This is a genomic window from Curtobacterium sp. UNCCL17, from assembly GCF_000686685.1.
Lineage (GTDB): Bacteria > Actinomycetota > Actinomycetes > Actinomycetales > Microbacteriaceae > Curtobacterium > Curtobacterium flaccumfaciens.
Window position 1 is genome coordinate 629,122 of record NZ_KK366000.1, and the last position, 13,329, is coordinate 642,450.

The 13,329-nt window shown below is 70.7% G+C and carries 10 protein-coding genes and 1 pseudogene; 2 read left to right on the forward strand and 9 right to left on the reverse strand.

Annotation, left to right across the window (positions count from 1 at the left end):
• Window positions 1–86: 86 nt before the first annotated feature.
• The 3 genes from BR70_RS0107935 to BR70_RS0107945 all read right to left on the reverse strand — a co-directional run bounded on the left by BR70_RS0107935 (window position 87) and on the right by BR70_RS0107945 (window position 3,796).
• Complete coding sequence (locus tag BR70_RS0107935) at window positions 87–2,480, reverse strand: ATP-binding cassette domain-containing protein (RefSeq protein WP_027465631.1); 2,394 nt, start codon at window positions 2,478–2,480, stop codon at window positions 87–89.
• Window positions 2,481–2,571: 91 nt separating this feature from the next.
• A complete protein-coding gene (locus BR70_RS0107940; protein WP_027465632.1) occupies window positions 2,572–3,024 on the reverse strand; it encodes an NUDIX hydrolase in 453 nt (150 codons plus the stop codon).
• 10 nt (window positions 3,025–3,034) lie between these two features.
• Window positions 3,035–3,796 carry an SDR family oxidoreductase gene (locus BR70_RS0107945; protein ID WP_027465633.1) on the reverse strand — a complete coding sequence of 254 codons (762 nt, stop codon included), beginning with the start codon at window positions 3,794–3,796 and terminating at the stop codon, window positions 3,035–3,037.
• A 154-nt stretch (window positions 3,797–3,950) separates the two neighbouring features.
• Here BR70_RS0107945 and BR70_RS0107950 point away from each other — a divergent pair, with 154 nt between their 5' ends.
• A complete protein-coding gene (locus BR70_RS0107950; RefSeq protein ID WP_035808305.1) occupies window positions 3,951–4,424 on the forward strand; it encodes an NfeD family protein in 474 nt (157 codons plus the stop codon).
• 20 nt (window positions 4,425–4,444) lie between these two features.
• Window positions 4,445–5,326, forward strand: a pseudogene (locus BR70_RS0107955) (SPFH domain-containing protein); the annotation flags it as partial.
• 372 nt (window positions 5,327–5,698) lie between these two features.
• Here BR70_RS0107955 and BR70_RS0107960 read toward each other — a convergent pair.
• The 6 genes from BR70_RS0107960 to BR70_RS0107985 all read right to left on the reverse strand — a co-directional run bounded on the left by BR70_RS0107960 (window position 5,699) and on the right by BR70_RS0107985 (window position 13,282).
• The gene (locus BR70_RS0107960) at window positions 5,699–6,049 is read right to left on the reverse strand and encodes an RNA polymerase-binding protein RbpA (protein ID WP_027465636.1); all 351 of its coding nucleotides are present in this window, start codon (window positions 6,047–6,049) and stop codon (window positions 5,699–5,701) included.
• Window positions 6,050–6,159: 110 nt separating this feature from the next.
• Window positions 6,160–7,752: an apolipoprotein N-acyltransferase gene (lnt, locus tag BR70_RS0107965; RefSeq protein WP_231495665.1), complete on the reverse strand. Its 1,593-nt coding sequence runs from the start codon at window positions 7,750–7,752 to the stop codon at window positions 6,160–6,162.
• A gap of 11 nt (window positions 7,753–7,763) precedes the next feature.
• Window positions 7,764–10,202 carry a DEAD/DEAH box helicase gene (locus BR70_RS0107970; protein ID WP_027465638.1) on the reverse strand — a complete coding sequence of 813 codons (2,439 nt, stop codon included), beginning with the start codon at window positions 10,200–10,202 and terminating at the stop codon, window positions 7,764–7,766.
• Window positions 10,199–10,951 carry a twin-arginine translocase subunit TatC gene (gene tatC, locus BR70_RS0107975; protein ID WP_027465639.1) on the reverse strand — a complete coding sequence of 251 codons (753 nt, stop codon included), beginning with the start codon at window positions 10,949–10,951 and terminating at the stop codon, window positions 10,199–10,201. Before tatC ends, BR70_RS0107970 begins: the two co-directional genes overlap by 4 nt.
• A 314-nt stretch (window positions 10,952–11,265) precedes the next feature.
• Window positions 11,266–12,237: a helix-turn-helix transcriptional regulator gene (locus tag BR70_RS0107980; protein WP_027465640.1), complete on the reverse strand. Its 972-nt coding sequence runs from the start codon at window positions 12,235–12,237 to the stop codon at window positions 11,266–11,268.
• Window positions 12,230–13,282 carry a helix-turn-helix transcriptional regulator gene (locus BR70_RS0107985; protein WP_035808308.1) on the reverse strand — a complete coding sequence of 351 codons (1,053 nt, stop codon included), beginning with the start codon at window positions 13,280–13,282 and terminating at the stop codon, window positions 12,230–12,232. Before BR70_RS0107985 ends, BR70_RS0107980 begins: the two co-directional genes overlap by 8 nt.
• Window positions 13,283–13,329 lie beyond the last annotated feature (47 nt).

Genomic DNA, 13,329 nt, shown 5'->3' on the forward strand with positions numbered 1-13,329 from the left:
GGGTAGCCGATCGTGAGCGTCAGTCAGAACGGTAGTCCTCACACACGGCTGGCGTACAGGTTCACCCGTGGATCCTGTCCCCCGGCTCAGGCTCCCACGTACGCCGCCAGGTGCTGCCCGGTCAGCGTCGACCGTGCCGCCACGAGCTCGGCGGGCGTCCCCTCGAACACGATCCGCCCGCCGTCGTGACCGGCACCCGGCCCGAGGTCGATGATCCAGTCGGCATGCGCCATCACGGCCTGGTGGTGCTCGATCACGACGACCGTCCCACCGGCGTCGACGAGCCGGTCGAGCAGGCCGAGCAGCTGGTCGACGTCGGCCAGGTGCAGGCCGGTGGTCGGCTCGTCGAGCACCACGACGCCGCCGCGGTCGCCGAGGTGCGTCGCGAGCTTGAGCCGCTGCCGCTCTCCCCCGGACAACGTGGTGAGCGGCTGCCCGATCGTCAGGTACCCGAGCCCTACGTCGGCGAGCCGGGCGAGGATCGTGTGGGCCGCCGGCAGTGCGGACTCCCCCGCCGCGAAGAACGCCAGCGCGTCGGCGACGGACATGCCGAGCACCTCGCTGATGTCCTTCCCGCCCAGGAGGTACCCGAGCACGGACTGGTCGAACCGCTTGCCGTCGCACTCGACGCAGGGGCTCGCGACGCCCGCCATCATGCCGAGGTCGGTGTACACGACACCGGCACCGTTGCACGCCGGGCAGGCGCCCTCGGAGTTGGCGCTGAACAGTGCGGGCTTCACGCCGTTGGCCTTCGCGAAGGCCTTCCGGATCGGCTCGAGCAGGCCCGTGTACGTCGCCGGGTTGCTCCGCCGTGAGCCACGGATCCCGCTCTGGTCGATGGCGACCACGTCGTCGCGCCGGGCCAGCGACCCGTGGATGAGCGTGCTCTTGCCCGAGCCGGCGACCCCCGTGACGACGGTGAGCACCCCCATGGGGACGTCCACGTCGACGTCGTGCAGGTTGTGGGCCGAGGCGCCGCGGATCGCGATCGCCCCGTCCGGACGACGCACCGCGGACTTCACGGTGACGCGGTCGTCCAGGTGCCGACCGGTCACGGTCCCGCTGGCACGCAGCCCGTCGACGGGCCCCTGGTAGCAGAGCGTCCCACCGCCGGATCCGGCACCGGGCCCGAGGTCGACGACGTGGTCGGCGATCGCGATGACCTCGGGCTTGTGCTCGACGACGAGGACGGTGTTGCCCTTGTCGCGCAACCGGACGAGCAGTTCGTTCATCCGCTCGATGTCGTGCGGGTGCAGCCCCGTGCTCGGCTCGTCGAAGACGTAGGTGACGTCGCTGAGCGAGGAGCCGAGGTGCTTCACCATCTTCACGCGCTGGCCCTCTCCCCCGGACAACGTGCCGGTGGGGCGGTCGAGCGACAGGTACCCGAGTCCGATCTCGACGAAGGACTCGAGCAGGTCGCGGAGCCCCTCGAGCAACGGCCCGGCCCCGGGGTCGTCGAGCCCCCGCAGCCAGGTGACGGCATCGGTGACCTGCATCGCGCAGACGTCGGCAATGCTGCGGCCCGCGATCTTGGACGAGCGGGCGGTGTCGTTCAACCGGGTGCCGTCGCAGGCCGGACACGTCGTGAAGGTCACCGCACGGTCGACGAAGGCCCGGATGTGCGGCTGCATCGCCTCGCGGTCCTTCTGCAGGAACGAGCGCCGGACCCGGTGTACGAGCCCCTCGTAGGTCATGTTGATGCCTGCGATCTTCTGCTTCGTCGGCTCGCGGTACAGGAAGTCCTGCCGCTCCTGCTCGGTGAAGTCACGGATCGGGGTGTCCCGGTCGAAGTAGCCCGACTCGGCGTACAGCCGCACGTTCCACCCGTCGGTCCCGTACCCGGGGATCGTGAGCGCGCCGTCCCCGAGCGACTTCGTGTCGTCGAACAGCTGCGTCAGGTCGATGTCGTTGACCAGCCCCCGACCCTCGCAGTCGGCGCACATGCCGCCGAGCCGGGTGAACGAGACCTTCTGGGCCTTCGCGTCCGCACCCTTCTGCACCGTGATCGCTCCCCCGGCCGTCACGGTGGCGAGGTTGAACGAGAACGCGTTCGGCCCCCCGATGTGCGGTCGACCGAGTCGGCTGAACAGCACACGCAGCATCGCGTTCGCGTCCGTCGCGGTGCCGACGGTGGAGCGCGGGTCGGCACCGATGCGCTCCTGGTCGACGACGATCGCGGTGGTCAGGCCGTCGAGCAGGTCGACGTCCGGACGCGCGAGCGAGGGCATGAACCCCTGCACGAACGCGCTGTAGGTCTCGTTGATCATCCGCTGCGACTCGGCGGCGACGGTGCCGAACACGAGCGAGCTCTTGCCCGAGCCGGAGACCCCGGTGAACACCGTGAGCCGCCGCTTCGGCAGGTCCACGTCGACGTCGCGCAGGTTGTTCGCGCGGGCACCGCGCACCCGGATCCGGTCGTGCCGGTCGGCAGGGTGCGCGTCGGCGCCGGTGGGGGCGTCGTCAACCGGATCGGTGTGCATGCGGGTCAGCGTACCGACGGGAGGCCCGTGGCGGGGCCGCCACGGGCCTCCCGTCCGGTCCTAGGTCGGCCCTCAGGCCGTGGTGCGGTACTCAGGCGCCGTGACGGCGCACCAGGTCCGGCAGCTCGGCGGGTTCGAACTCCTCGTCGGTCGCGTCGAGTTCGTCGGCGGTCCACCACCGCGAGGCGAGGATGTCGACGCGCTCGTCGTCGGTCCACTCGGCGTCGGACAGCTCGAAGCCGGGCGTGCGGACGACGTAGAACTCGGCGTGCCCGCGGTCGTGGTCGGCGAGGTCCCACTCGACGGTGAAGTCCCAGGACCACACCGGCTCGCCGGGTTCGTCGATGACGATCCCGGTCTCCTCGCGCAGCTCGCGGATCGCGGCGTCGCGGTGGGACTCCCCCGGGTCGACCCCACCACCCGGCGTGATCCAGCGGTGGGCGCCGTCCGACGAGGGCGACTTCGTGTCCATCAGGAACACGCGGCCCTCGGGGTCGAGCAGCAGGATGCGGGAGGTGCGGCGCAGGCCGGACTTGGCGGTCACCCGCCCGACGTTAGCCGACGAAGCCGCTGACGTCGCCGACCAGCTTGGTGTGGTCGGCGGGGATCGGCTCGACGGCGGCCAGGGCGATCTCGGCCGCGAACTCGGACACGCTGTAGAGCTTGCCGACCTCCTGCCGACGACCCTCGATCGCGCCGGGGTTCAGGCGGTTCAGCAGCGTCGCGGTGATCGTGCCCTCGATCATGTCGCCGGAGACGACGACGAACTCGATGCCGGCGGCCTCGAGCTGCGGGATGAGCTCACGGAGGGCGAGTTCTCCGGCGCGCTTGCTCTTGGCGACCGGGACGTACTCGTCCATCGTCTCGGCGGTCTCGACGAAGTGGGCCTGGTGGCTCGTGACGAACACCACGCGGGACCCCGCCGGCATGTGCGGCACCGCGGTCTGCAGCATGTCGACCTGCGCGTCGCGGTTCAGGCGGAGCGCGTAGTCCTCGCCGACGCCCGACTCCATGCCGCCCGACGCGTTGAGCACGAGCAGGTCGATGCCGCCCCACTCCTGCACGACGGTGTCGACGAGGGCCTGCACGGAGGCGTGCTCGGTGAGGTCGGCTCCGACGGCCAGGGCGGAACCGCCCGCCTCGACGATCTTCTCGGCGATCTGCTCCGCGCGCTTGGCCTTGTTGCGGTAGTTCACGACGACCTTCGCACCGGCCTCGGCGAGGTACCCGACGGTGTCGGCGCCGATGCCACGGGACGAACCGGTGACGACGGCGCGCTTGTCGGTGAGGGATCCGGGGGCGAGGGGGTTGCTCACAGTCGTGTTCTCCAGGTCTGGTTCCGGCCGGTCGGGCGCATCGAGCCTACCAATCGCCCGCACGAGGGTCGGACGGCCCTGATATGTTGAACGGAGTTGTACCGGCTGTCGCGACGCAGCGAGCCGCCGCGCGCCACTGAGGGAGGGAGATCGCGTGAACGGAATCGATTGGATCCAGAGCACCGTCTGGATCGGCCTGGTGTTGCTCCTGGGCGTGGTCGAGATCTTCACCCTCGACTTCATCTTCATCATGCTCGCGGCGGGTGCCGCTGGCGGGTTGATCGCCGCGTTGCTCGGCGCCCCGTGGTGGCTGTCCGCCATCGTCGCCGCGGTCGCCGCCCTCGTGCTGCTGTCGCTCGTCCGCCCGCGCCTGCTCGTGGCGCTCGGCCGCGGTGCCGACCCGCACCGCACCAACGTCGAGGGGCTCATCGGGCTCCCCGGCACGGTCGCGGTCGCCTTCACCTCCTCCAGTCCTGGTCAGGTGCGCCTGGCCAACGGCGAGACCTGGAGCGCGCGGTTCGCCGCGGACTCCGTCGACCGCACACCGCCACTCGGGACCCCCGTGGTCGTCGAGTCGATCGAGGGGTCGACCGCGGTCGTGCGCCTCGCAGAAAGGGCCACCTCGTGACCAGCATCTCCCCGGGGACGATCGCACTGCTCGTGCTCATCCTCGTCGTCGTCATCTTCGTGATCGTCGTCCTGGCGAAGGCGATCCGGATCGTTCCCCAGGCCACCGCGGGGATCGTCGAGCGACTCGGCAAGTACCACAAGACCCTCAACCCGGGCCTGAACCTCCTGGTGCCGTTCATCGACCGCCTGCGGCCGCTGCTCGACATGCGTGAGCAGGTCGTCTCGTTCCCGCCGCAGCCCGTGATCACCGAGGACAACCTGGTGGTCTCGATCGACACCGTCGTCTACTTCCAGGTGACCGACGCCCGTGCCGCGACGTACGAGATCGCGAACTACCTCGGCGCCGTCGAGCAGCTCACCACCACCACGCTCCGCAACGTCGTCGGTGGCCTGAACCTCGAAGAGGCGCTGACCAGCCGCGACAACATCAACGGCCAGCTCCGCGTCGTCCTCGACGAAGCCACCGGCAAGTGGGGCATCCGTGTCGGCCGAGTCGAGCTCAAGGCGATCGAGCCGCCCGTGTCCATCCAGGACGCAATGGAACAGCAGCTCCGTGCCGAGCGCAGCCGTCGTGCCGCGATCCTGCAGGCCGAGGGCACCAAGCAGTCCCAGATCCTCGAGGCCGAGGGGCAGCGGCAGGCCGCGATCCTGGCCGCCGAGGGTGACGCCAAGGCACAGGTGCTCCGTGCCGAGGGTGAAGCGCAGGCCATCGCGACGGTGTTCGAGGCCATCCACACCGGTGACCCGGACGAGAAGCTGCTCTCCTACCAGTACCTGCAGACCCTGCCGAAGATCGCCGAGGGCACGTCGAACAAGCTCTGGATGATCCCGAGCGAGTTCACCGAGGCCCTGTCCGGCATCGCGAAGGGCTTCAGTGCCAGCCGCGGTGGCGGTGGTGCCGGTCCGGTCGGCGGCGCTGCCGGCGGGACGGACTTCCTGTCCCGGATCTCGAAGCTCGCGAACGAGAGCCTGGCGAACACCGCAGCCGCGGACACCACGATGCCGCGTGCGGATGCCACTGCCGCGGACATCGTCCCCGAGTCCGACCTCGACGCACGCCTGGCCGAGTCGAACCGCAGTGTCGACGCACACCTGGCGGCCGCCGACGACGCGACCGCCGAGCAGGTCGAGGAAACTCCGCCCACGCCGGGCGACGACGCCTCCGGCCACCGGACCAGCGACGGCTCCGGTCGGCGCTGACGCTCCGGCACGGACGAACGACGACGCCCGCCCCGGGGAACCGGGGCGGGCGTCGTCGTGTGTTCGGTGGGGTCAGGCGCCGCGTCGTGCGCGGAGGACCTGCAGGCGCTCTTCGAGGAGCTCCTCGAGTTCCTCGCGCGAGCGGCGCTCGAGCAGCATGTCCCAGTGGGTGCGGGGTGCCTTCACGTCCTCTTCGGCAACCTCGACGGGGATCCCGTCGTCACCGAGCAGCCGGCCCTCACGGCCGGAGCGGGGCTCGGACCACGTCTGGGGGACGTCCGCGTCAGCGGAGAAGACGATGTCGAACGTCTCACCCGAATCCGTCTGGTAGACCGCACGCTTGCGATCCGAGAGCTCGACGCCCTCTTCGCTCTGGAGACTCTGACTCCCGAGCCGCATGCCGCGGAGACTCCGATCAGCCATGTGTGTGCTCCTCTCGCTCGTCTGCCCTCCACAACACTGTCCCACGCCCCATCAATCCCGTACCGGCGCATTCACAGTCCGTTCCCAGTGGCTGGGCGCGGCGAGTCCGATCAGGAGCGGGTTCGACGACCCCAGGGCGCGCAGGCGAGGAGCACGAGGAGTCCGCCGAGGGAGAGCAGGAGCGTGATCGAGCCGGACAGGATCGACGCGGGGGTGGTGGACGTGCCGAGCGGCACATCGGTCACCATCGAGGTCGCGGTGTACTCCGGTACCCGGTCGATCGTGCGACCGCTCGGGTCGATGACCTGCGACGCTCCGACGGTCGAGATGTTCACGAGCGACCGACCGGTCTCGATGGCCCGCATCCGTGCGATCTCGAGCTGCTGCAGGTTCTCGTCGGTGCCCGAGAAGTCGGCGTTGTTCGTCTGCGCGAGGATCACCTGCGCTCCCCCGCGCACCATGTCGGCGGTCAGCCCGTCGTCGACGATGTCGAAGCAGATCGAGATGCCGGCACGGATCCCCGCCACCGACAGGACGTTCGGCTTCGTCCCCGGCGTGTAGTCGCGCTGCAGCAGTCCGATCAGGGACGGCGCGAGCTTGGAGAAGAACCAGCGGTCGGGCACGTACTCACCGAACGGCACCGGGCGCTTCTTGTCGTAGGACGACTGCCAGCCGTCGGCGGTCCACACGAACGACGTGTTGTGCAGCACCCCCGACGGGGTCTGCGTGATGGCACCCGCCACGATCGGGGCGTCGAGCGACCCCACCACCGAGTCGAGAGCGGACGCGATGACCGGCTGCTGACGCGGGTCGTACTCCGCACCGGCCTCGGGCCACACGACGAGGTCGACACCCTTCGCGTCCACGTCCGTCGCCGCGACCTGCGCGGCCAGGACGTCGCCGGGCTCCGCACGGTCGAAGTACCCCGCGGGACCGTTGCCCTGCACCGCCTCGACCCGGATCGTGCCGCTCGTCGCCGTCGGCCACGCCGGCACGGCCAGGACAGCCGCGACCAGCAGACCCGCCGTGGCCACCCGGACGGGCAGCCGGAGCGTGACGCCCGGCACACGGGGTGCCACGAGCGCGAGCGACACCACGACCGCGACGCAGTACACGACGACGAACGTCAGGCCGAGGACACCGACGTACGCGGCCAGGTGCGCGAACGGCCCCTGCGACTGCGACAGGCCGACGCGCCCCCAGGCGAAACCACCGTACGGCCAGCTCCCCGAGAACCACTCGCGTCCGGTCCAGAGTGCGGCGACGACGGCCGGGAGGCCCCACACGCGTCCGGCGGTCGAGGGCACCACGCGCGCGACCCAGCGGTACGCCAGGGCGATGGCGACGCTGCCGAGTGCGAAGAACGCGGCTTCGAGCAGGGCGAGTGCGAACCACGGGACCGGGCCCAGGTACCGACCGGCCCACGAGATGGCCGGGATCCAGAACGCCGCGCCGGCGAGGTAGCCGATCCACGCCGCGCGCCGCGCCCGCTGTCCCATCACCGCGAGCAGCATGCAGGCGAGTGCCGGGTAGGCGAGGAACCACCACCCGGGCGACGGGAACGCGAGGGCGAAGAGGATCCCGCCGATGACGGCCAACGGCAGCGCTGTGCCGAGCGGCAACGCGGCGAACGGACCGGTCGCGACCGCCCCGCGGCCGACGCGCGCGGGCAGCCCGCGCACACTGGTCTCCGGAACCCGCACCGTGCCTCCAGTCAGACCGTCGCGTAGGCGACGATGCCGCGGCGAACCGCGTCCGTCGCCCGTCGGGCGGTCTGGGCGAGCTCGTCGTCGCCGGCGTTCCGGATCTGGTCGAGCAGGTCGATGACCTGCTTCGACCAGCGCACGAAGTCGCCGGCCGGCAGGTCGAGGGTGCGGAGGACGTCGTCGAGAGCCGAGCCCGAGGCCCAGCGGAACATGCCGACCGCCATCGCCGGGGTCGGCGGCTGCGAACCGGCCAGACGCGCCGCACGCTCGATGTCGTCGAGGCGCGACCAGATGGTCAGTGTCTCGTCGAGCGCGGGGCGGAACGCGCCGCGGGGCAGGGCGTGCTCCGTGCCGGGAGCGTCCTCGCGGCGGGGCTGGTAGATGATCGTCGCGGCCATGGCGGCGAGCTGTGCCGGGGTGAGGTCCTTCCACACCCCCGCCTCGAGGCACTCGGCGACGAGCAGGTCGCGGTCACCGTAGATGCGCTGCAGGCGACGGCCACCCGCGGCCACCGTGGCTTCGCCGTTGCCGGCGTCCACCAGGTAGCCGAGCTCGAGCAGGACCTCGGTGACGCGGTCGAACGTCGTCGCGACGGCGCCCGTGCGGGACCGGATCTGCTGGACGAGCTTGTCGTTGGCGCGCTTGAGCTTCCACCAGCGCTCGGACCAGCGGGCGTGCGCCTCGCGTTCGGGGCACGCGTGGCAGGGGTGGCGCTGCAGCTGGCGGCGGACCGCCGTGATCGCGGCCTGACGTTCCTGGCGGGCGCCGTGCGACGCCTCGCGACCGCCGGGCACGTTCGTGCGCTCGAGGTCGGAGAGCTCACGACGGAGCGCCGAGTACTCGGTGAAGTCGCCGAGGTGGCACTGCATCGCCTCGCGGTAGCCGTCGAGGGACTCCTGCTGCGAGCGGACCTTGCGGGCGAGGTCGACCACCGACCGGTCGGCCTGGAACTGGGCGAACGACGTCTCGAGGACCTCGCGCGTGCGTTGCCGACCGAACTGGTCGATCAGGTTGACGGCCATGTTGTAGGTGGGCTTGAACGACGAGTTGAGCGGGTACGTGCGACGGCTGGCCAGCGACGCGACGGCCTGCGGGTCGAGCCCGTCGGTCCACTGGATGACCGAGTGCCCCTCGACGTCGATGCCACGACGACCGGCACGACCGGTGAGCTGCGTGTACTCCCCCGGGGTGATCGGCACACGGGCTTCGCCGTTGAACTTCTCGAGCTTCTCGAGCACGACGGTGCGCGCCGGCATGTTCACGCCGAGCGCCAGGGTCTCGGTCGCGAACACGACCTTGAGGAGCTTGCGCTGGAAGAGGTTCTCGACAACCTCCTTGAAGGCGGGGAGCAGGCCGGCGTGGTGTGCCGCGACCCCGCGCTCGAGCCCTTCGAGCCACTCCCAGTAGCCGAGCACGGCCAGGTCTTCGTCGAGCAGGGTGCGGCAGTGGTACTCCGCCGTCTCGCGGATCTCGTTGCGCTCCTGCACCGTCGTCAGGGACAGGCCCGAGCGCAGGACGTTGCGGACGCCCTGGTCGCAGCCGTTGCGGCTGAACACGAAGAAGATCGCGGGCAGCAGCATCCGCTCGTCGAGCATGTGCGCGATCTGTTCGCGGTGCACCTTCTCGGTGCGGGGCCCGCGACGCTCGGGGTAGCCACCACGACCACGCCGGCCGCGGTGGCCGCCGCCGTTCCGCTCGCTCCGGGAACCGCCGCCGACCATGCGGAGCAGTTCCGGGTTCACGCGGTTCGTCGCCGCGGCACCGCTCGAGTCGAACAGGTCGACCATCTTCGAACCGACCAGGACGTGCTGCTCGAGCGGCACCGGGCGGTCTTCGGAGACGATGACGTCGGTGTCGCCGCGGACGGTCTGCAGCCAGTCGCCGAACTCCTCGGCGTTGGACACCGTCGCGCTGAGCGAGACCAGGCGGACCTCGGTCGGGAGGTGCAGGATGACCTCTTCCCACACGGCACCGCGGAACCGGTCGGCGAGGTAGTGCACCTCGTCGAGGACCACCCAGGCGAGGTCGTCGAGCAGGTCCGAGTCGGCGTAGATCATGTTCCGGAGCACCTCGGTCGTCATCACGACGACGCGGGCGCGGGGGTTCACGTTCGTGTCGCCGGTGAGCAGCCCGACCTCGGACTCACCGTAGACGTCGACGAGCTCGGCGTACTTCTGGTTGCTGAGCGCCTTCATCGGCGTCGTGTAGAAGACCTTCGCCGTCGGCTGGCGCATGGCGAGCCAGATGGCGAACTCGGCCACGATGGTCTTGCCGGCGCCGGTCGGGGCGGCGACCAGGACGCTGCGGCCCTGGTCGAGCGAGTCGCATGCGGCGAACTGGAACGGGTCGAGGTCGAACCGCAGGTCCGTCCGGAAGAGCTCGAGGTTTCGCGACCGGTTGCGCACCTTGGCCGCGGCGAACCGCTCGGCCGCACTCGTGCCGCTCACAGGCCGTACTCCTCGTCGAGCTTCGCCTGGCGCTTGGCCAGACGGCGGTCGTGGAGCCACGCGATGAAGCAGGCCGCGATGTAGAGCACCACCATCGGGACCGCGAGCAGGAACATCGAGATGACGTCGGCACTCGGGGTCACGATGGCGCAGAACACCAGGATGCAGAGGATCGCGACGCGCCAGCTCTTGATGATCGCGGACGCCGACAGCACCCCGACGAAGTTCAGCAGGACGAGGAAGACCGGCAGGACGAAGGCGATGCCCACCGCGACGATGAGCTTGATGACGAAGTCGTAGTAGGCCTTCGCATCGACGATCGAGGTGTCCTGGCTCGACACGAAGCTGCCGAGGATGCCGACCACGTGCGGCAGGATGTACCACCCGAAGTAGCACCCGGCGAAGAACAGCGGGATCGCGGTGCCGAGGAAGCCCCAGACGTACTGCCGCTCACGCCGGACGAGCGCGGGCACGATGAACGCCCAGATCTGGTAGAGCCAGACGGGGCTGGCGATGACGATGCCGATGGTGATCGCGATCTGCAGCTTGAGGTCGAACGCCCCGGTGATCATCGGGAAGTTCAGCTCGGCCGTGTGTCCGCCGACCTTGGCGAGCTCGGTCACCGGTGCCCGCAGCGAGTCGAGCACCCACGGGGTGAGGAACCAGCCGCCGATCGCGCCGACGACGATCGCCACGACTGCGCGGAAGAGCCGGTTGCGCAGCTCGATGAGGTGCTGCCCGAGCGACATGCGGCCTTCGGCGTCGGTCTTCTGGCGCCCCTGCCGCTTCGCTCGCCCGCGCGCGGTCGTCGAAGCCATGTGCTCGATCTTACGGGGTCGGGACCGACAGTCCGCCGGGGGTCGGCGCGGCCGCGTGGCGGGTGGGCGGGGGTGGGCGGGATTGGGCGCTAGCGGGTTCGGGCGTACCTGGCGAGATCGGGCGTACCTGGTCAGAGCAACACGCCAGGTACGCCCGGAACGACCAGGTACCCGAAGTCCACCGCGCAGGATCGGGCGTACCCGGTCGGAACGTGCAGAGCTCGGACGGGCCGCAGCGGCAGACCTCAGCCGGCGGCGAGGGCCGCGGCCGCGAAGTCGCGCACGGCGTCACGGGCGGCGGGCGGGTCGAGCACCACGGCACGACCGGGCAACCCCGCGACGAGCCGGACCACGCCGTCGAACCCGTGCGACGCCGCGAGCCGGATGCGCACACGCCCCTCACCGTCAGGCGCGTCGGCGGTGTCGGACAGGAAGTCGGCGACCAGGGGCAGCGACGTCGAATCGAGTTCCACCGTGACGATGACGTCGTCGGCGGCCTGCTGGAACAGCGTGTCCGGGATCACGACCTGGTCGATGGTCTTCTCGGCCGGGCGGTCGTCGACGCGCGCCTCCGACATCCGGTCGAGCCGGAACGTCCGGAGCGCCTGCCGGTCGAGGTCCCACGCGCGCAGGTACCAGTCGGTGTCGATGGACTCGACCCGGAGCGGATCGACCCGTCGGGTGCCGCCCTGGGTCCGCGGTCCGGCGTACTCGAAGACCAGGCCGCGGCCGTCGGACATCGCCCGGCGGATGGTGGCGAGGGCGACGTCGTGCAGGTCCTGCCCGACGGCGACGGTCGACGCCGCTCCCCCGGCACCGCGGGACAGCTTGGCCATGAGCGCGCGGATGGCGTCACGGTCGGCGGCCTCGGGCAGCGCGGACAGGTACTGCAGGCCGGCGATGAGCGCCGATGCCTCACGAGCCGACAGGCGCGGTGAGTCGTCGATCGCCACCAGGTTGGTCAGCACGATCATGTCGTTCTGGTCGAAGTCGTCCCAGGCGATGTCGAACAGGTCGCCGTGCTGGTACTGCATCGTCTCGCCGGGCACCCCGGACACCGCGATGAGTTCGACGGCGCGCCGGATCCGGGCCTCGGGCACACCGAAGTGCCGAGCGGCCTCGGCCACCGAGACCCGCTCGCGGTCGATCAGGTACGGCACCAGGGCGAGCAGGAACGCGAGCTTGTCCTGCGCCTGCAGGGGTTGGGCGTCAGCCACGAACGGGGTCCTCTCCGGGGGCTGCGGCACGATCGTCGTCGGTGTGGTCGCGCACGAGTGCACGGAGGCGCTCGTCGACCCGTGCCCGCAGGTCGTCGGGCTCGAGCACCCGGACCTCGGGCCCGAAGGCGGCGAGTTCCTCGGCGAGGATCTGCGGGTCGACGTGGTGCAGCACGAGCGCGCCGTCGGCGTCGGTCTCGGTGTCGCGGCGACGGGTCAGTCGGCGTTCGGCGTCGGAACCCGGCGTCACGGCGATGCGCGCGGTGCGCTCGGCCCAGATCCGCTCGAGCTCGGCGAGGGTGCGCTCCCCCGCGCCGACGGGAGCGGTGTGCTGCCCGACCTCGTACTGGGTGACGGGTCCGACGATGCGGGCCAGCAGGTAGTTCTTGTCCGAGTCCGTCGCGAACTCGTGGGCGGCGAGCATCCACCGGCCGCCGTGCTGCACCAGGGCGAGTGGAGCCACTTCGCGCCGACGGGCGTCGTGCTGGCCCGGCGTGATGTAGTCGAAGCGCACGGCTGCACCGCGGTCGAGCGCGGAACGGAGCGGCTCGAACGAGGCATCACGGGCGCGGAGCCGCGGGGCGTACGCGTCGACCCCGAGCTGCAGGGCACCGTCGTCGTCCTCGGCACCGGCCGAGCGGACCTTCAGCAGGCCACGACGGGAGTCGGCGGACAGTGCGCCTTCGCGCCAGGCCATCGCGGCCAGGGAGAGCAACGCGGATTCGTCCGGGGTGAAGCGGACGTCGACGGGCAGGTCGTACTCGCCCTTCGGGATCCGGTACCGGAGCGTCTGGTTGTTGCCCGCGGCACCCGGGGTCTCGATGGTCTCGAGGGGGATGCCGAGCTCGCGGACGTCGTCCTTGTCGCGTTCGAACTGGCGCTCGAGCGAGGCGTTGTCGCCACCGGTCGAGAACCGCTGCCGGTACCCCTGCACGTTGGCCAGGATCTCGGCCTTGGTCAGCCCGGACTCCGTCGAGAGCAGCGCGAGCACGAGGCTGAACAGCCGCTCCTCGGCGGGCACACGGGGCACACGGGTCGCTGGCACGAGCCGATCCTACGGCAGCGCGGGTGCACCGGAGTGCACCCGCGCCG